This is a genomic window from Segatella bryantii, assembly GCF_022024215.1.
GTDB lineage: Bacteria > Bacteroidota > Bacteroidia > Bacteroidales > Bacteroidaceae > Prevotella > Prevotella bryantii.
Genome location: NZ_CP091797.1, coordinates 651187 through 676876, shown reverse-complemented (window position 1 = coordinate 676876; position 25690 = coordinate 651187). Strand labels below are relative to the sequence as shown.

Sequence of the window (25690 nt, the reverse complement as noted above, 5' to 3'; positions counted from 1 at the left end):
AAATGACTGAAAAGATAAATATTCGCAAACTGGAAGCTGACCTTTGGGAGTCGGCAGACTTGCTTCGTGCAGGGAGTAAACTGACATCGAGCCAATACTGTATGCCGGTATTGGCATTACTGTTTCTAAGATACGCCTATAGTCGCTTCAAGATGGTTGAAGCAGAATTGCTGAAGAATCGTCCAAGCCGTGGTGGTCGCGTAATGCCTGTTGAACCAAGTGACTTTGCTGCTAAAAGTGCGCTCTACCTTCCTCGTGAGGCTCAGTTTGACTATCTGGTAAATCTGTCGGATGACCAGCCTTTGGGCGAAGCTGTCAATCGCGCTATGACTCTGGTCGAAGAACAAAGCGAACAGTTGACAGGTATTCTGCCTAAATCATACACTATGTTCAGCGATGAACTGTTGCGTGAACTCCTTCGTATCTTTAATAACAAGACACTCGACGAAATCGGTGGCGATGTTATAGGTCGTATTTATGAGTACTTCCTCAGTAAGTTTGCCAAGGCTGTAGCATCAGACGATGGTGTGTTCTTCACTCCTAAGTCTTTGGTAAAGATGCTCGTAAATGTACTGGAGCCAGAACAGGGCGTAATGCTTGATCCTGCTTGTGGTTCGGGAGGTATGTTCGTTCAAACTGGCGACTTTGTGAATGCTGGCGGTATGAATGCCAATACACAGATGACCTTCTACGGTCAGGAAAAGGTGGAATACAATGCCCAACTCTGTCTGATGAACATGGCAGTACACGGTTTGAATGGCAGGATTGTCTCTGGTGATGAGGCCAACTCTTTCTATCATGATGCACACAACCTTGCAGGAAAGTGTGACTACGTGATGGCGAATCCTCCATTCAATGTTGATAAAGTAAAGTCGGAATCAGCATCTGCTGCTGGTCGTCTGCCATTCGGCTTGCCTGGTGTTAATGCTAAGACAAAAGAGATTGGTAATGCCAACTATCTCTGGATTTCATATTTCTATGCCTACCTCAACGACCATGGTCGTGCAGGATTCGTGATGGCATCATCGGCAACAGATAGTGCCAACAAGGATCGTGACATCCGTGAAAAACTTGTTTTAACAGGCGATGTGGATGTTATGGTAAGTGTGGGCAACAACTTTTTCTATACCCTCTCGCTCCCTTGCTCGCTGTGGTTCTTTGACAAGGCAAAGCGTTTAGAGAATAAGAATCGTGTACTTTTCATCGATGCCCGCAACTATTATACGGTTGTTGACCGTACTCTTAATGAGTGGTCAGAGTGGCAGTTGAAAAACCTGCAAGCTATTGTACACCTCTATCGTGGAGAGCAGGACAAGTATAAGTCGCTTATCAATGAGTATTGGAATGCACTTAGCGAACATGCCGAAAGACATGATAGCGTAGCTTGGCAAGATCGTGACATGACTTTCGAGAAAGCCCTTGGTGTGCTCAACTCCGAGGAGGCGATGTACAAAAAATATATCAAAGACCAACATGATGCCCTCAAAAAGACAAAAAAGAAAAAGGAGAAGGATGAACTGAAAGCTATCATTGCCTCCAATGAGGCGGAACTTGCTGTTACTCTTGAAGCCAAGGATATGGTAAACGAAGCCATTTGGCTCACTTCAAAGTTCGGTCTTGAAGGCGAATATCAGGATGTGCTGGGTCTCTGCAAGATTGCAACCATCGACGAAATCAGTGAGAAGAACTATAGCCTTACCCCCGGTGCATACGTGGGGGTTGCTGAAGTCGAAGACGATGGCGTTGACTTCCATGAGCGTATGAATGAAATCCATACAGAACTCGCCTCACTCAACAAAGAAGCCAACGTGCTGATGAGTGAGATCATGAAGGAATGGGAAACTCTTAACACGAAGTAAATCATGGCAAACGAGATAAAACCAATAGGGTCAACCGAACGACAATTATCATGGTCACATTTCGTGGAGCTACTGCCATTGAAAGACGAACTGCAACGTGATTATTATTTCACGCTGGCATCAGCCAATAGATGGAGCGTTCGTCAGCTTCGCAAAGAAATTGATGGAATGCTATACGAACGTACAGCATTGTCGTCAAAGCCTGAGGAACAGATTGAACTTCTCCAACTCGACAAATCGGGAATAAAGGTCGCTCAGTATATGACAGAATTGCCTCCGCGCGATGTCCTCGTACAACAGATACAAAAGTCCCTTGAAGTTGCAAAAGCTAAATGGGGAAATGAAAGAAAGGAGGATGAGGTATGAGAACCACAAAACTCAAAGACATCACCTTGACTATAACCGATGGCAAACATGGTGACTGTAAGAACCATGATGGCTCTGGGTATTACTTTATCAGTTGTAAGGATGTGTATGATGAAACCATTCATTATGAGAATGCTCGTCAAATAACAGAAGATGATTTTCGCGATGCAGATAGAAGAACCAACCTTGCAGCCTATGATATTCTAATAACCAATAGTGGTACAATTGGCAGAATGGCACTCGTAAAGGATATTCCTGAAACGAGAAAAACAACCTTCCAAAAGAGTGTTGCTATCGTAAGAGCAGATACTTTACAAGTTGTTCCTAACTATCTATATTATCTGTTAAAGAGTAAGGTTCATGACTTCATAAATAGCTCAAATGGTTCTGCTCAAAAGAATCTCTTACTCTCGACCATGAGAGATTTTGATATTTCCTTTGTGGACTCTTTTGAAACTCAGCACCGCATCGCTACTATCCTTTCTCGCTACGACTCTTTGATAGAGAACTATCAGAAGCAGATAAAGCTATTGGAAGAAGCGGCACAGAGACTCTATAAGGAATGGTTCGTTGACCTCCACTTCCCCGGCCACGAAAACACCAAGATTGTCGATGGTGTGCCTGAGGGGTGGGAGAAGAAAACTCTGGGTGAATTGTTTTCTTACGTTCGTGGTAAGTCATACTCATCAAATGAAATATCAGATGAAGGTTGTATAATGGTCAACTTAAAAAACATCCAAGCGTTTGGTGGTTATAAACGAGATGCAGAAAAAAGGTTCATTGGTAAGTATAAGCCAGAACAAACACTCCAAAAGGGGGATTTGGTCATGGGCGTTACGGACATGACACAAGAAAGACGATTAGTAGGACATGTGGCATTGATTCCTGACTTTAATGAGCCTGCGACATTCTCAATGGACTTAATAAAAATAATTCCGTATAGTGTTCCAATTATATATTTGTATTGTGCAATGCGTTATGGAGGTATAAGCAAGCAGATTTCACCACTAGCAAACGGTGTAAACGTATTGCATTTGAAGCCGGATGCAATGATGGGAACAATGATGGTAGTTCCACGTAAAGACCTGATTGAAAGATTCTGTCCTTTTGTGGAAGAAATGACAAATAAGATTCTAAAGAATCAATCTCAAATCCGCCTCCTCACCGAGGCCCGCGACCGCTTGCTTCCCAAGCTGATGAGTGGTGAGATAGAAATATAAAAACGAATAATAACAAAAAAAAGATAAGGATATGCGTAGAGTTACTATTAACAATTTTCGCTGCTACGAGAGTAAATCGATAGATTTCCGTCGTGGCATAAATCTGCTTATCGGTGATAATTCCGTAGGTAAGACTTCTTTGCTACGAGCTTGCAACCTTGTCATGAATGCTTTCTTTTGCGGATACAGTGACGAGAACACAAAATGGAAAAGTGCCGAGGACGACGATTTCAGAGAAATCAAGAATGACGATGTGGCAACTGATGAATTGCCTATTAATATAGCATTCGAATTAGATGAAATAGATTGCCCTGAGATTACATTGGCAGATGGTTCTGTAAAACACCTCTATGACAATGAGCCTCTTTTAGGAGAACTTGGATATCCTACATTATATATAGAGAAGAGATCTAAGAAGAATGCGCGTAATCTTGTCTCTGGACTACTCCCATTGAGAAATTATGCATCACTTCTTCAAAAGAATTCTCATTCCATTATTGACGGTACAGCTGTACAGCGAAATGCCTTACCACTATTTGCTTACTTCACTACAGAGGATATTCATACAATTCGAAAATTTGATAAGGAGAAAAGGTCTTTTAAAAAATATCCACAGAAACCTTCTTTTGGATACTTTGAAAACTTCGACTGTAAGGGATTGCTGGATTGCTGGCTTAAACGTCTGCTGGTGCTGAAAGAAGCTAAAAAGGGCGAACAGGAAATAGAATGTGTAAGGAAGGCTGTTGCTAGCGCATTGGGTCCTGATGGATGCCGTATTATAGAGGATATGGAGGTTAGAGATAACGACAATGAAGTTTACTTCATTTTCTGTGATGGCAGAGAGGTTCGCTCAGACCTTCTGTCTGATGGTTATCGCCGCCTCGTCAGCATTGTCATTGACCTTGCCTTTCGCTGTGCATTACTGAACAAAGTAATGTATGGTGACGAGGCATATAAACAGACTCACGGTACTGCTATCATTGACGAGATTGACGAGCATCTGCACCCTGCACTCCAAGTATGCATCCTAAAGGCTTTGCACAACACGTTCCCAAAGATTCAGTTTATTGTCAGTACTCATGCGCCATTGGTAATGTCATCTGTAGAAAACACTCCTGAGAACGTGGTGTATAAGTTGGAATACAAGGATGGCATATATAGTCACAAAGAACTTAATACTTACGGTTTGGATGCGTCTACCATCATGCAGGTCTATATGGACCAGCCCCCTCGCGATTTAGCTGTTGACAATGAAATAAAAAATATTGAATCATTGATTGATGCTGAAAAATACTCTGATGCCAGATCTGCATTAGAAAAAATGCAGGAGCGACCAGGAAGTGATGCAAATCCTGAACTGTCTAAAATTGAGGCTACTCTATCTTTTTACGAAGACTGATTATGATACTTATTCAAAAGAAATCAGAACCCAAAAAGTGGCAGGAATATAGATGCACTCCTGGGGTTGATTATAACTCAATCCCGGAACTTGTTGATGCCCTTTTAGAAGAGCAAGGCTACATTTGTGCCTATTGTATGCGACGTATTCCTCACAAGGACAGACTATATAAGAAAGATGGTATAAACTATGTCCTTACAGATGAAGATCATCGAGTTGAACATATACAGAGTCGTGAAAATCATGACGATAAGAAATTGGATTATTCTAATATGGTGATTTGTTGCCCTGGTCATATTGGAAACGAGGAACATTGTGACCGACTGAAGGGTAGTAAGGATATTTCGTTTACTCCACTTGATGCAAATTTCATAGCAACGCTGTCTTATAAAATGGATGGGGAAATTGTTTCTTCAAACGAACAATATAATAAGGAAATCAACGATATTCTGAATCTCAACACCCCTATTCTTAAAGAGAATAGGAAGAACACTTGGGAAGCTGTAAAAAAGAACTGATTGCGCATAATGGAGGAAAGCCTTGGAACAAGGCTGTTCTTTCAAAGTATATTGAGAAATACAGTTCAAGGCATATAAAAGATGGAAAGTCAAGATTGATTCCGTATTGCGGCGTGGTATTGTTCTTTCTTCAAAAGAAACTGAAACAAATGGCATAAATCATTATTTTGGATAATTATGGCAAAGGACTATAGCGAAGACCAACTGATACAGAAATCAACAGCCGAACTCTTGGAAAAAGAGCTTGGCTGGAAGTCTGTGTATGCTTTTGACAATGAGGTACTTGGTGAACAAGGTACGCTGGGACGCAAGACACAGAGCGAGGTCGTACTGACACGGCATCTTCGCTTGGCCTTGAAACGTCTGAATCCATGGATGACCGACAAGCAGTTGACAGAAGCCATCGAGCGCATGACCAGCTACATGAGCTCGCAGACGCTGATGCAGATCAACGAGGAAAAGTATGGTTACGTGCGTGATGGTGTGCCTGTTACTCGCCTTAAACCGAATGGCGAGACGGAGCTGGTACGTGCCAAGGTTATGGACTTTGCCAATGTGGATAACAACGAGTTTATTGCAGTCAGAGAACTTTGGATAAAGGGACCTATCCACAAGCGCAGAGCAGATGTGGTGTGCTTCGTGAATGGTCTTCCGCTTATCTTCATCGAACTGAAGAATCATGACCAGGACATACAGAATGCTTATACCGACAACTATCGAGACTACCTTGATACCATACCGCATTTATTCCACCACAATGCCATGATTATGCTGAGCAATGGCATGGAAAGCCGTGTGGGTACAGTGGGCGCAAAATGGGAGTTCTTCCATGAGTGGAAGCGATTGACAGAGTTGGATCATGGCAATATCGAACTGCCAACAATGCTGCGTGGTATCTGTAAAAAGGAGAATCTGCTGGATTTGCTTGAAAATTTCATTCTCTTCGACCACAGTGGAGGTTCAACCGTCAAGATTCTGGCACGCAACCATCAGTACCTGGGTGTAAACCAAGCAGTGGAGATGTATCGCCATCGAGAGGAAATGAAGGGTAAGCTGGGGGTGTTTTGGCACACCCAGGGCTCTGGTAAGAGCTATTCGATGGTATTCCTGGCTCAGAAGATCAGACGTAAGTTTGAAGGTTCACCAACGATTGTGGTGCTGACCGATCGCGATGAGTTGAACAAACAGATAAGTGACACCTTCGAGAATTGCGGACTGTTGGGAGGATTGAAAGCCAAGCAGTTCATTGCACATAGCGGTGATGATCTTCGGCAGAAACTGACCGGCAATCCTTCGTTCATCTTTTCGCTGATACAGAAGTTCAACAAGGCAGATGCCGAACCAATCTATCCTGATCATGACATCATCGTGATGAGTGACGAAGCACACCGTACACAGAATGGTGTTTTTGCCGACAACCTCATGCACATGTTGCCAACAGCAAATCGTATTGGTTTCACCGGTACGCCTTTGTTGCGAGACGATAATATCACAACTCGTACCTTCGGGCAGTACGTATCTGTGTATGACTTCAAACGTGCCGTAGAGGATAAGGCAACGGTTCCTCTCTACTATGAGAATCGCGGTGAGAAACTTCAAGAGTTGAAGAATCCGGAAATCAATGCAGAGATTGCCGCTAGATTAGATGAAGAGGACTTGGACCCTTCACAGCAAGCCAAGCTGGAGCGTGAGTTTGCACAGGAGGTACATCTGTTGACCGCCGAGAAACGACTGCGAGTAGTGGCACAGGACTTCGTGCGTCATTATAGCGACTTGTGGACAAGCGGTAAGGCTATGATGGTAAGCTTCAACAAGGTGACTTGCGTCCGTATGTATAACTACGTGCAGGAGTATTGGCAAAAAGAGATAAAAGTTCTGCGCAAGCGTATTGAGCAAGATCCTTGTCAACAGGAAGTTCAGGAGATGAAGCGTAAACTGCAATGGATGGAAGAAACCGAAATGGCAGTTGTTGTATCGCAGGAGCAGAACGAGATACAGACATTCAAGAAATGGCAACTTGATATCACTCCACATCGTGAGAAAATGGAGAAAAGGGAGCTGGATAAGGAGTTCAAGGATGCCAACAGCAAACTGCGCGTGGTCTTTGTCTGCGCCATGTGGCTGACTGGTTTTGACGTAAAAACGCTGTCATGCCTTTATATTGATAAACCCATGAAGGCGCACACCTTGATGCAGACCATTGCCCGTGCTAACCGTGTGGCGGAAGGAAAGTCGAATGGTCTTGTAATTGACTATATAGGTATTGTGAAAGCACTCCGTCAAGCTCTGGCTGACTATACAGCTAATCCTGACGGCGGAGACGGCGGCAACGACCCGACAGTCAACAAGGAAGAACTGATAAAGAATGTTTGGGAAATCATAGCGACAGCGGAAACATTTCTGCATGATAAAGGTTTTGAATTGCAGGAACTCATTGATGCAATGTCATTTGAGAAATTGTCACTTCTGAAGAAGGCAGCAAACCAGCTTTGTGATAAGATTGAAACCCGTAAGTCGTTCTGCACATTTGCGACTACCTTGCTCAAACTTTGGAAATATCTCGATCGTGAAGATATAACTGAAGACATGCGCAAAAAGAAAGATGCTCTGGAAGCCATCTACAAGGAATTGCAGAAAAAGCGTAAGCACGCGGACATCACAGACCTGAGTGTAGCAATCAATGATATTGTCAATGAGCATCTTGAAATAGATTCCAATGCTGTGATGGTTGCTGATGGTGGTGGACGTAGATTTGACATCAGCGGTATCGACTTCGATTTATTGCGAAGAGAGTTTGCCAAGCGTGAAGACAAGAATCTCGTACTAAGAGACATTCAAGACTTACTTCAGGAACGTCTGGCTCGACTATTAGCAGAGAATCCATCCAGAATTAACTTTTACGAAAAGTATCAGGAGATTATTCAAGCGTATAACCAGGAGCAGAATCGCGCAACGATAGAGAAGACCTTCGAGGAGTTGATGCATCTGTCTCAATCTCTCAGCGAAGAAGAGAAGCGTTATGTACGAGAAGGATTCAAGAGTGATGAAGAGCTCTCGCTCTACGACCTCCTATTGAAAGACAATCTGTCAAAGACAGAAGTCAAGAAGCTGAAGGATGTAGCCATAGAGTTGCTTGCCAAAATAAAGGAACAGTTGGCTGGTATGGATCATCCATTTGATAAGCCAACGACTCGTGCTACTCTTATCATTACCATACGTGATGTTTTGTGGCAAGAACTTCCAGAGAGTTATAGCGAAGAAAGTATAAACTACTACCGAGATACCATTTACAACTATGTTAGTCAAAGATATGGTGGTGTGGTATAAAACTAAGAATGCTCCGCCTTCCAGAAAATAAGAGATATTCTTGAACTCTTCGCATCCTAAAAAAAGCTTTGCGTCTTTGCGCTCTTTGCGAGATAATTTACATCAACAGCTCTGTAGCTTGCTGATTCGTGACAGTTATGCAGGTCATCAGAAAGCAGGCAATCATTTTTGTGTGGCACTCCACAGAAAAGTGCGTATTAGGCTACATCCTTCTATGGAATCTATTTGCGGCATTGCAAGCAATAAGAGACGACAAGCATCCTTAATATTTCACGTGTGCGAATATCTATAAACCATATGCGTTGTTAACGAGAAGGTATTATAACCTAATGCGATATAATTGAAATTATGAATATGGCTATTAATAAGTGTTTTATAGGAAAATAGACTATTTTGTTTTTTTGCATACAAAATCGAACCCTTTTTATACAATTTTATATTTAAAATTCTGCAGTTTCCTATTTTTTGGTATTTTTGCAACAAAACAAATCAATATGGAGTATTATTACATGAGAATAGTTGTTGTAATATGCATAGAACTTATGTTCACTATGATGAACGCCATTGCACGAAATGCTGATTTTAGCAGTGACTTTGGCACTAATGGGCAGAATCTTTCTGAAGATGCTACTGCGCTACACCGACCTCGGCATGGCTGGTGTATCCAAGCGTGCCAGCTACGGCTCCATCAACAATATATATCTTACCTACAAACGTGAGTCTGACATTGCTCCTGGTGAATGTCGGCAATAGATTCGCAAGGAAAGAGATGCTTGGAGGTATAGGTTGTAAAAGCATTAATTTACTGAAAAATATAATATATAAAATGGTTTCTTTAAATTTTAGTTGTTCAAAAGATATTTATATATTCACCTTAAACAAATTTCGTGTAGTTTATAGGTGGAGAGAAACATTTAGAAGTGAAGAACGATTAATGGTAAATTCTTATGCAGTCTTTGATGCAGATAAAGGTACAATAAAAATACTAAATTATGAAAGTGTTTATACTTCTAAATATATTAAAGAATTAGATGCATATCTCTGGTGTCAAGGTGAATTAGCGGTAGCTCGAGAAAATGGAAAGTTTGTATTGATTGACATTGATGGAAATACTTATCCTTATGATGCGGATTATGACTCTAAAATTAGGAAAAATGCATTCCCTTACGAATTTGATTTTAAATCTGTAAAAGGAGATACGAGTGTTTTCCCACCAATACCGATTACAGAAAAAAGTGAAGAGTTTGATAATATAATATTAGAAAAACATAATCAGATAAGAATAGAATCTGATAGAATTATTTTAGAAGATGGTACAGTGAACGAGGTACCATATCAATTGTGTGGTTTTGTTGGCAATGTTGTTATATGTTCCAAACGTGTTCCTGAAGGAGGTGATTGGAAACATCAATTGTATGGAATATGCAATCTAAAGGGCCATATTGTCTGTGAACCTAAATATACATATATTTGCGAAGCAGATATGAAAGGTAATTATCTTCTTGTAATTGACAATCATAAATGTGGATTGTTAGATTATGATGGTAAAGAACTTATACCCGCACTGTATAATTATATTGATGATTGCGATGGCAATGTGGCCATAGTGAATCATGGTCTTGAATTAATAGATGTAAATAGTCATAATGTTCTTTTTTCGACCTCAGAATTAACAAAAGAAAAAGGTGATGAAGATTATAATTATTTTATGGAGAAAATTGTAGATGGATGGATTAGAGTTTTAAAAAGTTATTATACTGGTGAATCTCCAATAGGCATCGTTAAAACAGATGGAACCTTTTATCGTTTTTACATGAAGGATAGTCGATGGTGGCTTAGTAACTCAGAATCGAGGAGAGGGAAAAAATATGATCATATGGGGAATACATTTCACGATGGTCTACTACCTGTCTATGATATATCGCGGGGGTATGGATTTATTGACGTTAATGGAGACGAGATAGTTGAATGCAAATATAATGAAATCCATGCATTCGAAAATGGAAGGGCAAAAGTTCGATATGATGTTGATTTTGGATATATTAATACTAAAGGATGTATATATGTAAAGAATGGCTTAGATGAAATAGAGATTCCATCAAAATATGATTGGGCTTACGACTTTAACAATGGTGTATCAATAGTCCAAAAAGGTCAATGGTTTGGCTGTATCGATATATATTTGAACGAAATAATTCCATGTGTTTTTCCCAATAAAATTGAACTGGAAAAGGCTGTTGCCAAAGTCATTTTAATTAATGGCAACAATATTGATTATTGTAAAAAAATCAAAGAATTAGAGTCTCCATTATGTTTTAAAGAGGGCAAATTGTATGGTTATAAGGATTCTGAAGGAGCAATTCTTTGCCCTCCAATATTAAGAAATGCAGGAAAATTCTCGGAAGGGATGGCATTTGTATGTATAGGAGGAAAATACGGATATATCAATGAAAAAATGGAGTTAATCATTAAACCACGATTTGCCTGGGCAAATGATTTTTCAGAAGGGTTGGCTTTAGTTCATGAATTAGGTGTTGGAGGAGATTTCTATATTAACAAACAGGGCGAGTGTGTGATAAGTGGTGGTGGTTTAGAAAAATTAGGACCTTTCATAAATGGAACTGTAAGTTGTGAAAAGTATAAACCCTACAAAGATAATGACAGCTATGTTTTGACAAAACGTGTACAAGGCTATGAATAACGAAAAAAGTTTAAATTATAAGATGGTTAACTCTACATTAAAAGCCATACTTGCTGCACGGGAAGATATCTCAGACTATCTTTTTCATTTCACTAGAGGTTGTAATGCATTTGAGACTTTGTTGAGAATTCTTGCAGATGGTGAACTAAAAGATATAAAAAGGAATGGCTATATCTGTTTTACGGAAGCGCCATTGACTGCTTTATATAATATGTTCCAAATCTTTGACTGTTACCAAGAACCGATGTATGCACCATATGGAGTAGGAATAAAAAAGGACATTCTATTTGATTTAGGATGCAGACCAGTTATCTATGGGACGAATGATGATTTTGGGAAACTGCCCCAATGTCTTTATTGGCGTTGCGTAGAGTACAAGCCTAAAGTTCGAGATTATACGTGGCTTAGAGAGTGGAGAATTAAAGCCAATACTCTTAAGCTTTTTCCCAGCGGATGTATAGTAATAACAAAAACAGACTATGAACAAACATTATTAATGAAAGATATTGGTGAAAATTTTGATATTGATGGTGATATCGATGATGGAGAGTTTCATGGTTATGTAAAAGGAGAGTTTGAGAGAGTATATAAAGGTGTTTCCATGGAAAGTATTAGGAATGTATGCTTAAAGAAAGAATTGAATAATATTATTGATACTCAAACTTTAGGAGAATCAGAAACACAATTACTTGGATGTTTCTAATAACAAATTAAATTAAGGGAGTAGTATTTTTGATTGTTTTTGAAAATCAGTAACTTTGCAAACGAAACGAGATATGGAAAAACGAAAGAATAAAGTCATTGAGCACACTGGACAAGGATTACCTCCAGTGAATCATGGAGGATTTCTAAGACAGTTCTGCCGATCCATTTTACCAGAGATATTCGGAGGCATTATGTCTGTATCAACAAACAATAGAACCTGCAATAAAACGTTATTGGAGATATGGCAAAAAAGGAAAACAACGAATTGGAAAAAGGGAATCAAGCATTCTTGATTTATCAAGATGATAACGGAATAGCTCGAGTTAATGTGCGATTCGAGGGTGAAGATGTATGGCTCAATGTGGAGCAGATGATGGAACTGTTTGATGCTTCGCAGCAGGATATTAGCTATCATATCAATCAAATATATGCCGAGAATGAGCAAGACCCAGAACGAACTCACAAAAAATTTTTGTTAGTTCGGCAGGAGGGAAATAGAAGTGTTCGTAGAAACATGAGCCACTACAATCTGGATATGATTATTGCTGTAGGGTTTCGTGTGAAGTCACAGGTGGCCACTCGTTTCCGTCAGTGGGCCACGATTCATCTGCGTGAATTTATTCAAAAAGGCTTTACGCTGGACGACGATAGGCTGAAAGGTAAAGGTAGTAGGTATTTTCGTGAACTGTTGCAACGCATCCGTGATATTCGCAGTAGTGAGCGGAACTTGTATCAGCAAGTGACGGACATTTTTGCTACCAGTATAGACTATGACCCACAGGACAATTTGACCCGCATGTTCTTTGCCACAGTGCAGAACAAGTTGCACTATGCTGCTCATCAGCATACTGCCGCAGAGGTTATCTATGAGCGTGTGGATGCAGAAAAGCCGATGGTAGGCATGACCAACTTCAAGGGTGGTTATATCACTAAGGAGGATGTGCAGATAGCAAAAAACTATTTAACAGAGCAAGAGTTGACATACTTGAATCTGCTGGTTTCACAGTATCTGGACTTCGCAGAAGTACAGGCTTTGCAACAGATTCCTATGAAGATGGTGGAATGGATCAAGAAGTTAGATGACTTGATGACATTGTCAGGCAGACAGTTGCTCGTTGGTAAAGGGACAATCTCACATGAGGAAGCCAAGAAGAAAGCAATTGCAGAATTTGAGAAATATCGTAGGATGGAAATGCTGCAATATGAAAGTGACTATGACCGTGCTATCAAGGAACTTATACAGAAAAAGAACGGTCTGCCAGCCAAAGGTGAATCTGACAATGAAAACAAATAAAAACAAGGTTGAGTTGAAAGCAAGACAATCTAAAAAAATGAGGAAACAAACAATACAGGAAAGACAAAATCGTAAAGCATTTCAGTAATAGGACGTAGCCTAATACGCACTTTCCTGGCGGGTGCCACAAAAAATGCCGCAATATGCTTGGTGAGCGAAGAGCAAGCTCAGAACAAAAAGAAGTGAATAGATTTTGTTCTTTCAGAAAGAATGATTACCTTAACACCCGATGATGGGTCATAAAACGGCTGGTGACACATCATCGGGTGTTCATTGAGTGCATTTCATCGCAGAATGTGGAATTGAGAACGGTCTCCAATTCATAACCCCATTTTCCTTCAATCCCCCAAACTGCCTTTATATAAAGAAAAGCTAAGAATTCTTGCCAAGATATTAAAAGAGTATGAAGCCTCTAAAAAATCGATTCTTCTGTATCCAGAAAATAAGAGATATTCTTGAACTCTTCGCGCACTAAAAAGCTTTGCGCCTTTGCGTACTTGGCGAGATAATTTACATCAACAGCTCTGTAGCTTGCTGATTCGTGACAGTAATGCAGGAGCAAGTATCTTTGCGAGAATTATTGACATAATCGGCTCTGAAATTGGCGAATTTGTCGCAGCAGTGCGGGAATGACTTAAATTCGCGAATTTTGCAGTAGTTTATATCTGCTTGATTATCAGTAGGTTATAAAATTCTGATTTTGTCAATTGAAAAATGGGTGGCAAAACCCAAGCTCCTGGGTGGTAAAACCTTAGGGTTTACTCGATAAGACCTAAGACTTTACGAGATAAACCCTAAGGTTTCGACCCCTAGGAGCTTGGGTTTTGCCGGTGGTGGGCGTAAACTGCTGTTGCCAGATACCAAATGAGCTGACCAAAAGTTGAATATTTTGAGCTAGATGACGATTTTTCGCGACCCTGTTTTTTGTCAAATGATTTAACAAAATACTAGTGTGGAAAATCTCGTGCTAAAAAATTCTCGCCAAGAGCGCAAAGACGCCAAGATATTAAAGAGTATGAAGCCTCTAAAAAATCGCTCCGTCTGTATCCAGAAAATAAGAGATATTTTTGAACTCTTTGCATCCTAAAAAAACTTTGCGTCTTTGCGTACTTTGCGTGATAATTTACATCAACAGCTCTGTAGCTTGCTTATTCGTGACAGTTATGCAGGAGCAAGTATCTTTGTGAAAAAGAATTTCTCGCAAAGAGCGCAAAGACGCAAAGTCTGTAAGAATATGAAGTTTATCTGATCAATCCATATGTATCCAGAAAATAAGAGATATTCTTGAACTCTTCGCGCACTAAAAAAAACTTTGCGTCTTTGCGTACTTTGCGAGATAATTTACATCAACAGCTCTGTAGCTTGCTTATTCGTGACAGTTATGCAGGAGCAAGTATCTTTGGGAAAAAGAATTCTCGCAAAGAGCGCAAAGACGCAAAGTCTGTAAGAATATGAAGTTTATCTGATCAATCCATATGTCTCTACAAAATAAGAGTTATTCTTGAACTCTTTGCACTCTAAAAACAGCTTTGCGTCTTTGCGTACTTTGCGAGATAATTTACATCAACAGCTCTGTAGCTTGCTTATTCGTGACAGTTATGCAGGAGCAAGTATCTTTGGGAAAAAAAATCTCGCCAAGAGCGCTAATACGCAAAGATATTAAATCAGCTTGAGTAAGAAAAAAACATCGGATACATATCAATGATATGTACCCGATTGACTTTCAAAGCATTGCTATGTCGACTTCATAAGCGAATATCGTGGATGTACGATTTAATACACAAAGAATTTAAACTTCTTGATGCTCCCCGGTGCCCCTTGTTCTGCTCTTGGCAGATATTCCAAAGCCGATACCTGCTGTTCCTGCCCCATGTCGATAACCAGGAGGTGAGGGAAACTGGCACTCGTTTCGGTTTGCCAATATGTCGATTCCTGTAAGTCAAACATCTTATCCAGCGTATGATTGCCGCGTTCACTGTCTGCATATTTCGCTACCCAGTTATTCCGATCAATACGTTTACCCGCAGCATCTTGTACATAGATTTCAGCAATAGCACTTGGCGCATTGGCATCTTGATTACTTTCTATCTGGATAGCAAGGTAGCGACCTTTCACTGTGCCAGGCAATGCAAGTGTCTGCCAGCCGTTTCCTGCTTTTACTTCAGTTTGTAAGACAGGTGCTTGAGAGTTGAGGTCAGGACGGTCACCTATGTTATTATGCTTATTCGACTTCTCCAAGTTGAGTTTATCAAGTTCAGGCTTATCCTGTCCCCAGACATGAGGTTTTTGCGGACCCGTGATATCGAGCACTACAACCTCGTTACGACCTTTCTTGAGCCAACAGCCTGGGACATAGAGCGTTTGCTGAGGACCAATAGACCAGATACGTCCCATGGCATGCCCGTTGACATATACCTGTCCCTTGCCCCATGTTTCGAAATCAAGGAACGTATCACCCACCTTCTTCAGGTCAAAATAACCCCGATAGTAGCCACGCTTGCCCATGATAGGGGTATCTTTTTCAGTATGCTTACGAGCAGCTGATAAGGCGCGTACAGCCGTCTCGTAGCTGTCGTCGATATAAGAACTTTGCCATCCCTTAAGCGTATACTGTATCTCATGCTTCCCCTGTTGGGTCGTAATGGTTACATCGTTCGTGATACCCTTGAAATCTTTAATGGCTCTACCAAAGTTGATACGGCCCATGGCTTCTACCAGAATCGTCAGTGTACTACCGGCCTTCACAGCAGGGAGTTCGATACTTTTCTCATTACGTACACGGTCTACTTTGCCGATATACTGGTTGTTAATCCATATCTGTCCGTAATCATGTATGTCGTTCAGATGAAGTGTAGTACCGGCAGGCAGTTCTGGCAGCGTATTGCGATATACAGCATAGCCCCATCCTAAATCGTGAGCCTCAAAGGTCAGATCGTCTGAGTGGGTTATCGGCGTTTGACCTTGATACGCTGCTTCGAGAGGAGCAAACTCCTGGAGCTGGAATAGGGGTACACGAATCAGTGGAGCAGGGGCTTGGGGTACTGCGGGTAGTCGTTTATCGCTATACTTCTGGAGCGTATTGCGCAGTAACTGATATTTTGCTGTAGCCTGTCCGTATTCATTGATCGGGGCATCATAATCGTAAGAGGTCACATCTGGCTGGAAACCAGGACTGTTGGCGCCTGCCCAATGGCCGAAAGAGGTTCCTCCATGTGTCATATATAGAGAAAAACTGATTCCTTTGCTCAGCATTTCATCGATATTGTTGACCATATCCTGGGCAGGACGTGTCTCGTGTCGGGCTCCCCATTTATCAAACCATCCACTCCAAAATTCCGAACACATCAGTGGTGCATCGGGACGAAGGCTTTTCAGTTTCTTAAATTGGTTATCGATATTGGCACCTGTACCAAAGTTCATCGTCCAGATGAGATCGTCCAGACCGTTATGGGTAAAATTGCTCGACCAGTCACACTGGAACATTTTGACATCGTTGCCCCATCCCTGACGAAGCATATCACGAATTTCACCGACATACTGTTTGTCGATGCCATAAGAACCATATTCGTTTTCTACCTGTACCATAATGATTGGTCCACCTCGCTGAATCGTCAGTGGAGCCAACTGTTCGGCCACTTTATCTTCGAATATTTTAACGCGCTCCATAAAATAAGGATCACGTTCGCGCAGTTTGATATCTTTCTTCTTGAGAAGCCACCATGGTAAGCCACCCATTTCCCATTCTGCACAAACGTAAGGACCAGGGCGTACGATCACATACATACCGTTCTTCTGTGCCAAGCGACAGAATTCGGCAACATCGTTATTACCGGTAAAGTTGAACTCACCTTCTTTCTGTTCGTGGATATTCCAGAAAACATAGATACATATCGCATTCATACCTAAGGCTTTACACATCTTGATGCGATGTTCCCAGTAAGGACGAGGAATACGAGGATAATGCAGTTCGGCTGCCTTAACCGTAAATGGTTTACCGTTCAGTAAGAAGGTTTTATGACCAATATCAAAAGACCCTTTGTCTGCACCATAACTTATCGTTGGTGCGCCTAAGGTAAGGGCTAACGACAAAAAAGCGATCTTTGCGAAAGTTTTTTTCATATGCTAAATTGTATTACAGCGTTATCTCTTATTACTTAATGATTTCTAGTTGATGAATGATTTTTGTTGTTTCGTTCTTGATGTTACAGCGTTTCGGATGGTTTACTGGGCAACAAAAGTCGTAATCGATTTCGGTTCGAGTCGGGTGTTGTGGCTGACGGTGCCAACCGGTTTCAAACTTTCACCTTCTACATCGCTCGTGCGATAGGCTTTCCACACTTGTTTTCCCTGAATACCATCGATGGTGAAGGATTGAGCAGATTCGCTATAATTGATGGCCACCATCACCCATGAACCGTCTATGTTGCGATATGCAGAAACCATGACAGCACGCGGATCCGTTTCGCCATCCTGAACGACCTGTCGATGCTCATCGAGTAATGTCACCGGATATCGTGTAGCGCCAGGGCGAATAAATCGACTGAAATTTCCCATGCACCACATCAGTTTACTTGGTATAGCCTTACCGCTTTTCCAGTTATCGGTACTATATACACGGATAAGACCGTCTTTGTAATCACCTCCCATCGCGCGCCACCACGACCAACTTTTAGCCTGACCGTATACCAAGTCGTGGTGCATGATACGGGCTACATAGAGACCTGTACGCATCGAAAAGTCGTAATAGCCGCCACCACCGATTTCCTCGTCATTCCCCATGATACAGGTTTCGGTCTGCCAATAGTCTACCTGATATTTTTTTAATGTATCACGAAGCTCCTCGCGTATTTGGCGCATATAGCTTATAGGGGTATTGGTCCAGTAGCTGTGAGCCATGACCACGCGCGGTATACCGTAGCTTTTGCCCAAATAAGTCGCCGTACTGTCCGGGTTCCAGAACGCACTCACCTCATAGCCCCGTTGCCAGTCGGTTTCGTGGGTACCTAAAAGACAGCGTAAGTCACTGCTTTCGTTGGTCATAATCTGAGTCGTTATTTTCTGCTTCTTGAATTCCTTGGAAATCGCTTTGGCCAGTCGGGCTACTTCGCGATTTGTTGCCGGCGACCCTTCTTGCTTGGGTCCCGTCCAGTTCCAGTGCCCATCCGGTTCGTTAACCGGACAGAGGTAATCGAAGTGAATCGAATCGTGTGCCTCGATACCCTTCATCGCTGTTGCCGCGAAACGAGCCACAGCATTGTAGCTATCATCTTTCAGGTTGATGGTACCCCCGCGTCCCGTATTCGTGGCCAGTCCGTTCTTGGTGAAATATACAGGGCACGAATTCATGAATGCGAGAAAATGCTTCACTCCACGCTGTTTTGCCAACTTCAGAAATCTGCGCTGACCTAACTGCTTGTTCCAGTCGTACGTACCATCTTGCTGTAGAAAGCATTCTGTACGCGTGCCCGGTTGTATCTGTGAAGAATCGCCCTGTTCACTGCTACCAGCACCTAAATTGAAGCGCCATATCGACAATCCTATTCCTCGTGGTTGTCCTTGTGCATCGTTTTCAGAAGAGAAGAGCCAGTCTGCTATCTCCTCTTGTTGTGCTTGTGGCCATAGTCCTGTAAACTGCATACTCCAGGCATCTGAAGCACCAAAGTGCAGGATTTGTTGTTGTGGGTTATCGGTATCAATGTGGTAGATGCGTGTCTGCTGTGCTTGTGATGTCATCGTCATCAGCGACATGATGAATAGATGTGATAAACGCATAATTGATGTGATAGTTACTGGATAATCATTTTTTTACCTTGTTTGATATATATGCCTGCTGGCAACGATTGCAGACTTGTACCTGTCTTCTGTCCGGTAATCGTATATACGGCATCGTCTGCAGTGTGCTTGGTGTCGGCATCAGCTATCGTCAAGTGCTCTATTCCTGCGGTAGGACTGATGGATAATACGACCGTAGTAACCGTACCTTTGGCCACGTTGAATGTCTCGTCAGCAGCGTAGCTGGCGTGTTCCAGATTCTGATTTTCTGAGGTGGTGTAGGTATCTATATGGCTTATGCTATAACCGTCGATATCAAAAGAGAAGTTGCGTCGGGTATAGCCCATATTGACAAACACACAGACAATCTGGTCTTGGTTGGGCGAGAGATAGGCGGTGCCCATCAAACCGTTGAGTCCCAGATTGCTGGCCTCCAGATTGATACGCTGATACCCCGGACGTATAAATCGACTATAATTGCCCAATACCCATAAACTCTTACTGTCTTCTATCGTACCGCCCTTGCGGATATCGCCATAGCTCTCACCACCATCCGTATCATCAGCATCAATCAGACGAAGCAGATAAAAACGGTTTTTCTGGTTCCATTTTTCCTGCGCCATAGCAGTCCAGTAACTCCAGGAAGTATTGTTGGCATAGACAATATCGCTATAGATGAGTTTACCCATATACAGCGCGATGTCCATATATGTGGCTGCATCATAACTGGCCGGGAAACCTGCTTCGGTAGAGGGCTCTGCATCGAGCATGCTCCATTCTGTCTGTGCTGTTTCAAGACCATATTCAGCTGCTTTAGTAGCCACTTGGCTTCGGATATTTTGCAGATCGTCGTTGGTACGGAAGGTCCAATAGCTATGTCCGGCAGCGATTTTTGCCAAATGAGCGACGTCGCCGATATACGTATCGGTATGAGCGGGATTCCAGAATGCTTCTATCTGGTTGCTCGCTCTGCCGTTATAGTCTGAGCACTGCTGATAGAGCCGGTCCCACGAGCTGGCTTCTGGTATTAAGATCTGTGTAGACAGATTACGTGAGGTCAGCGATTTATCCAGTTCACGCACCAGCTTGCTTACTTCTGCATTTTGCCACGGTGTACCTTCCTGACCATCTGTCCAGTTGAAAGCCGGTTCGTTAACGGGGTCGATGTAGGTTATCGGATACCCCTTTTCCGTAAAGTGCTTCACACACTCCGCCAAGTATTCCGAGAAGTCATCATAATAGGCTGCACCGAGATTAGAGCCAGCGGCATTACTCTTATTATTCGCCAGTCCGTTTGTGGTGTAATAGATCAGTGGAGAATTCGAAAAGAGCAGGAAGTCATTTACGCCATACGTCTTGGCCTGATTCATAAACCACTGTTGCCCCGAACAATGATTCCAATTATAGGTTTGGCCGTCAGATTCCAGATAACAATCAGCGCGTCTTGTTTCGTCATCGATATTACTATTGGCACCCTGGGTACTGCTGCCAGCACCCAAGTTTACACGCCATTGTGATAAGGCAATACCCAGGGGATTTCCTTGAGCATCCACTTCGGACGAAAAGAGCCATCTTGCCGCATTTTGTCGTTGGGTATCACTGAAATATTGTGCCACATATTCAGCTGTCCAACAGTCGCTGGCGCCAAAAGAGCGCATAGTCTGATAAGTTTTAGAAGGGTTAATCGTTACCTTAGTATTACTCTGTGCATTGATTCCCATACAGAGCGAAGCGGAAAAAAGAGAAAGTAGTATTCTTTTCATATGTTAGTAGATTTAACAGATTTCACGGCTTATCTTGGGTTGGTGGAGGGAGACCACACTATTGGCTCCCCCCACAGTTGTACCAATTAAGATTAATTATATCCGGGATTTTGCTTTAACGAACCATTCGACATAATAATCTCAGAATTAGGGATAGGATAGAGCTCATCTCTACCTTCTTTGAAATTAGCCCCCTTATCGGAGCTTTCTTTCTGATTACTTATCTCGTATTCGTCAGTACTCTGTTCCAGATTATACTTCACAAAACTACCATTGCTACCCATGACATTGCAGATGGCCTTCTTGCCATTGTCATCTGTCCAGCGACGCAAATCGAAAAGACGGTTACCCTCCAGAGCGAGTTCCAGACGACGTTCCTTACGGATAGCATCGCGAAGTGCTGTACCGGTAGAAGTAACATTTTTAAGTCCTACACGTTTACGCACCTGGTTAAGTGCATCCTGAGCCTCGGCATCTTTCCCTAAAGCGTTCTCTACTTCTGCATACATCAACAGAACATCAGCATATCGCAGAATACGATAGTTCAGTGGGATATGAGGTGCATCGTATGGATCAGGACGCTTAGCCAGCGGTATATAGAGTTTCATGTTGGCACGTGCACTCTTATGCTTACTTGGTGTAATGATATATGGATTATCCTCGTTATAGGTATCATCATTCGGAATAAAGGTCTGGTTATGGTGCAATATCGTCCATAATCTACGTACCGAGTCGCCTTCTTCCTCAAAAGCCTTCTCCAGATTGCTGGTAGGAAGTCCCCAGCTCCATCCTGAGTCATCACGGCTACCTACAACGACAGAGATACGTTCGCCCAGATTATAGCTGATATCACTATTGGTCTGATATTCGAAAAGACTCTCTTCAGAGTTGTTGTGATCCATGCTCCATACATCACCAAAGTTATCCAGCAGTTTATATTCCTTACTATTAATCACTTCTTGTAATTGAGCTTCAGCCTCTTTGTATTTTTCCTGATACAAATATACTTTTGCCAACATACCTTGAGCTGCTCCCTTGGTGATACGACCGATCTCAGCACTGCTCTGTTCAGAGCGGAGTGGGAGATTAGGTATAGCAGCCAACAGTTCCTGTTCGATAAACGCATAGGTATCTTCTGCTGAAGCACGCTCGATACCAGCCGCTTCGCTCGGCATTGTTATCGTCGTCAGAATAGGCATACCACCAAAACTTCTCACGAGTTCGAAATATTCGAAAGCACGGATGAAACGAGCCTCAGCCATCAGTCTGTTTTTCAGATTTTCATCCTGGAAGATGACTCCTGCAGAACGGTTAATGGTGGCATTACACTGGAAAATACCCTTAAAGCGATACTGATAGAAATTCTGCACACCATTACCGGCTTCTACCGTGTTACCCGTATAAAAAGCCAGAGGCTTATAGTCGCCTGGATCCTGTGTGGTGTTACCCATCCACTCATCGTCGGTAACGACATCGTTCATGACATAAAATTTGTAGATCTGCCACCAGTCATCGAAGGCGAGGGTCTGATAACAACCCGTTACTTGTTGTTCTACCTCTTCCTCTGAAGTATAGTAGTTTTCTATCGTCTGTTGTCCACGAAGAGGTTCTTCCAGAAAACTCTCAGAACAACCTGTCAGGGTTAGGGCGCCAGCGAGACAGGCGCTACCCAACCATAATCTTCTGTTCAGAAATATATTTGATTTTATCGTTTTCATATCCGTACAATTTAGAAGTTAAGATTCAAACCTAAGAGTATGGTACGAGGATTAGGATAACCTGTCCAGTCGATACCTGCCTCTGTTGCACTACCCATTGAAGCGGTTTCTGGGTCCATGCCAGAATAACCGGTGATGGTAAAGAGATTTTGAGCAGAGAGAGATACACGAAGTTGTACATTGCCCATGACACTCTTTGGGAGGGTATAGCCTATCTGGAGCAGTTTACAGCGGAAATAGCTTCCACTCTCTACAAAGTAACTGCTTGGCTTGGTATAGTTACCATTCGGGTCGTCCACACTAAGTCTTGGAATATCATAGCTGGTACCTTCTCCATGCCATGCTGCATTGAGTGTGCCTGCCAATACATTCGAACCGTTCACACCGAAATAGCGTTCTTTATTCAGATTGTAGATGTCATTGCCAAATGTACCATAGAACTGAGCCTGGAAGTCGAAGCCCTTATAGGCTGCGTTCAGGTTGAAACCTACCATAAGGTCTGGGAACGGATTGCCGATATAGGTCTTATCGTTCTCATCAATCTTACCATCTAAGTTGATGTCTTTATATCTGAAGTCACCTGGCTGTGCGTTAGGTTGCATGGCCTCACCATATTCATTTGTATACGAAGTCACTTCGGTTTGGTTCTGGAAGAGACCGTCTACGACATACCCATAAAACTGGCTGATTGGGAGACCTTCTTCGTTACGGATGATATAGTCGCCATTGTGACTACCGGTATAGATATAGTTACCATTCAGATTCACAGCTTTGTTGCGTACACTTGACAGATTCAAAGAAGCACCATAAGTGAAGTCTTTAATCTGGTCTTGCCAGTTGAAGCCGAGTTCCCATCCCGTAGCCTTCATGCTACCGATGTTTTCCCACATCTGACCGTTCCAGGCAGGAAGACCCAATACGAGCAGATTTTCTTTCTGCATCAACATATCATGGCTCTTCTTGGTATACCAGTCGGCAGTTACCTTCAAGCGGTTTTTCAGGAATGCCATATCCACACCGATATTAAAGTCTTCTACAGTTTCCCAGCGAACCTGGGTATTACCGATTCTGTTGACAGCAGTACCTACTGTGGTGGTTGCATCTGTACCAAATACATAACGTGTGGTACCTACCGAAGAAATATAGGCATCATTCGAGATATTCTGGTTACCTACCTTACCCCAACCGAGACGAAGTTTCAGGTCATCGAATACTTTCTGATTCTTCATGAAGTTCTCGCCGGAGATACGCCAGGCACCACTGACAGAAGGGAATGTGGCATATTTGCTGCCACTTGGGAATTTGCTACTACCATCCACGCGCACACTTGCGGTAAGATAATAGCGCTCATCGTAATTGTACATCAGTCGACCGAGATAGGATACCAGTGAATTGTAGGAAGCGACACCGCTGACCTGCTGATTGGTAGTACCTGCGTTGATATAGCGCATTTCTTCGATAGAAGATGGCACATCGTCGCGACTGCCGTATAACTGATAATCCTGGAAACGCTCTACGGTATAACCGGCCATGACATTAAGATTGTGCTTCTTATTGAAAGTCTTCATATAAGAGAGCGTGTTGGTCCAGTTCCAGTCGATCCAGTTTTCATGTGAACTGGAAACGGTAGATGGATTCTGCTGTTCCAGGTTGTCGATGAAGAATTCCGGTACAAAACTGTTGGTCATGCGGAAACGAGCATTCACACCAAACTGAGTGCGGAAAGTAAGTCCCTTGATCGGAGAGATCTGTACAAACGGAGTAGCAAGGAGTGCATATTCGTCAGCACCGGAATCGAGACGATTCATAGAGGCTACCGGGTTCCATTCCTGGTTATTATGTGAGCGAGCATAGTTGCTATAGGGATTAGAAACCCATTTATCCTCATCATTCATAACAGGAGTAGTAGGGTCCATCGCCATGATAGCACCAAGCAGAGAAGGAGTATCATCCCAATTCTCATATCGAGGTGTAAAATCTATACCCGCTTTAACCATCTTATTGAAATTATATTCCATCGAGAATCGGGCAGAGAGTTTCTGCCAGTTGCCCGTCTTATACTGTGAGTCTTGACGATAGTATCCGATACTTGCACTATAGATATACTTGTCATTACCGCCAGAGAAACCAAAGTTGTAGTTCTGCTGCAAAGCGACATCACGCATGGTTTCGTCCCACCAGTCTGTATTGCCCAAAGAAGAGCGACCGTCATCACTTGTCTCATTGAAAATACTGGTATGACCATCGTTGGTATAGCGGGTATTAAATACCTGACGATATTCGTCTGCACCTGCGATATCTGGTTTAGAGAGGGTCTGGAAGCCCCATGTAGCCGAAGCATTAAACTTAGTCTTGCCTGCTGCACCTTTCTTGGTTGTAATCAGGATCACACCATTACTACCACGCGTACCATAGATAGCAGAAGCAGAAGCATCCTTCAATACCTGCATACTCTCGATATCATTCTGATTCAGGAAGTTGATATTGGTACCTACAGGCATACCATCGACGACATAGAGCGGGTCAGAACCATTAATGGTACTGATACCACGGATGATAACGCGAGGAGAAGCACCCGGTCCACCGGCGTTACTAATCTGTACACCGTTCACCTGTCCCTGCAATGCATTCATGACATTACCCGTAGACATATGCTCCAGTTTATCACCTTTGATGGCAGAAATACTACTCGTCAGATCACCCTTCTTGACCGCACCATAACCGATGACCACCACCTCATTCAAGTCAGAAGCCTCGTCTTTCAGAGTAATATTAAGAGTATGACGATCCTTGACCGGAATTTCTTGAGTAGCATAGCCGACACAGGAAATAACCAGCGTAGCCTTACCACTGACCCCTTTGAGCATATACGTACCGTTTAAGTCGGTAACAGCTCCTGCTGTGGAACCCTTTACTTTGACATAAGCACCAATAATAGGCTCCTGGTCACTCTCTCCGATAACCGTACCTGTCACATCGATATTTTGAGCGTGAAGGCTAAAGGTAAGAAGAGATATAAATAGGAATAATATATATCGTTTCATATGA

The 25690-nt window shown here is 42.5% G+C and carries 15 protein-coding genes; 10 read left to right on the top strand and 5 right to left on the bottom strand.

What is annotated here, in order from left to right; genetic code table 11:
• Positions 1-2 precede the first annotated feature (2 nt).
• The 10 genes from L6471_RS02655 (at position 3) to L6471_RS02610 (ending at position 13389) form a co-directional block, all read left to right on the top strand.
• A complete protein-coding gene (locus L6471_RS02655) occupies positions 3-1859 on the top strand; it encodes a type I restriction-modification system subunit M (protein WP_237796765.1) in 1857 nt (618 codons plus the stop codon).
• A 3-nt stretch (positions 1860-1862) separates the two neighbouring features.
• Positions 1863-2225: a DUF1016 N-terminal domain-containing protein gene (locus L6471_RS14295; protein ID WP_237796764.1), complete on the top strand. Its 363-nt coding sequence runs from the start codon at positions 1863-1865 to the stop codon at positions 2223-2225.
• Positions 2222-3445 carry a restriction endonuclease subunit S gene (locus L6471_RS02645; RefSeq protein ID WP_237796763.1) on the top strand — a complete coding sequence of 408 codons (1224 nt, stop codon included), beginning with the start codon at positions 2222-2224 and terminating at the stop codon, positions 3443-3445. The genes L6471_RS14295 and L6471_RS02645 overlap by 4 nt, the downstream gene beginning before the upstream one ends.
• Positions 3446-3476: 31 nt before the next feature.
• A complete protein-coding gene (locus L6471_RS02640) occupies positions 3477-4844 on the top strand; it encodes an AAA family ATPase (protein WP_237796762.1) in 1368 nt (455 codons plus the stop codon).
• Positions 4845-4846: 2 nt separating this feature from the next.
• Entirely contained in the window at positions 4847-5362 is a 516-nt protein-coding gene (locus L6471_RS02635) for an HNH endonuclease family protein (RefSeq protein WP_237796761.1), read from the top strand.
• A gap of 177 nt (positions 5363-5539) precedes the next feature.
• Positions 5540-8689 (top strand): type I restriction endonuclease subunit R, encoded by a 3150-nt coding sequence (locus L6471_RS02630; protein WP_237796760.1) that lies wholly within the window; start codon positions 5540-5542, stop codon positions 8687-8689.
• 603 nt (positions 8690-9292) lie between these two features.
• Positions 9293-9442 carry a hypothetical protein gene (locus tag L6471_RS02625; protein WP_237796759.1) on the top strand — a complete coding sequence of 50 codons (150 nt, stop codon included), beginning with the start codon at positions 9293-9295 and terminating at the stop codon, positions 9440-9442.
• Positions 9443-9458: 16 nt separating this feature from the next.
• Positions 9459-11390: a WG repeat-containing protein gene (locus L6471_RS02620; protein ID WP_237796758.1), complete on the top strand. Its 1932-nt coding sequence runs from the start codon at positions 9459-9461 to the stop codon at positions 11388-11390.
• Positions 11383-12093, top strand: coding sequence for a hypothetical protein (locus L6471_RS02615; protein WP_237796757.1), 711 nt, complete (start codon positions 11383-11385; stop codon positions 12091-12093). The genes L6471_RS02620 and L6471_RS02615 overlap by 8 nt, the downstream gene beginning before the upstream one ends.
• Before the next feature lie 243 nt (positions 12094-12336).
• Positions 12337-13389 carry a virulence RhuM family protein gene (locus tag L6471_RS02610; RefSeq protein WP_237796756.1) on the top strand — a complete coding sequence of 351 codons (1053 nt, stop codon included), beginning with the start codon at positions 12337-12339 and terminating at the stop codon, positions 13387-13389.
• 1773 nt (positions 13390-15162) lie between these two features.
• Here the strand turns inward: L6471_RS02610 and L6471_RS02605 are convergent.
• The 5 genes from L6471_RS02605 to L6471_RS02585 all read right to left on the bottom strand — a co-directional run bounded on the left by L6471_RS02605 (position 15163) and on the right by L6471_RS02585 (position 25686).
• On the bottom strand, positions 15163-17508 hold the full coding sequence (locus tag L6471_RS02605; RefSeq protein ID WP_237796755.1) for a beta-galactosidase: 2346 nt from the start codon (positions 17506-17508) through the stop codon (positions 15163-15165).
• A 102-nt stretch (positions 17509-17610) separates the two neighbouring features.
• The gene (locus L6471_RS02600) at positions 17611-19161 is read right to left on the bottom strand and encodes a glycoside hydrolase (protein WP_404830147.1); all 1551 of its coding nucleotides are present in this window, start codon (positions 19159-19161) and stop codon (positions 17611-17613) included.
• Positions 19162-19175: 14 nt separating this feature from the next.
• Positions 19176-20924, bottom strand: coding sequence for a glycoside hydrolase (locus L6471_RS02595; RefSeq protein ID WP_237796754.1), 1749 nt, complete (start codon positions 20922-20924; stop codon positions 19176-19178).
• Between the two features lie 92 nt (positions 20925-21016).
• Positions 21017-22642 carry a RagB/SusD family nutrient uptake outer membrane protein gene (locus tag L6471_RS02590; protein ID WP_237796753.1) on the bottom strand — a complete coding sequence of 542 codons (1626 nt, stop codon included), beginning with the start codon at positions 22640-22642 and terminating at the stop codon, positions 21017-21019.
• 11 nt (positions 22643-22653) lie between these two features.
• Complete coding sequence (locus L6471_RS02585; protein WP_237796752.1) at positions 22654-25686, bottom strand: SusC/RagA family TonB-linked outer membrane protein; 3033 nt, start codon at positions 25684-25686, stop codon at positions 22654-22656.
• Positions 25687-25690: the final 4 nt, after the last annotated feature.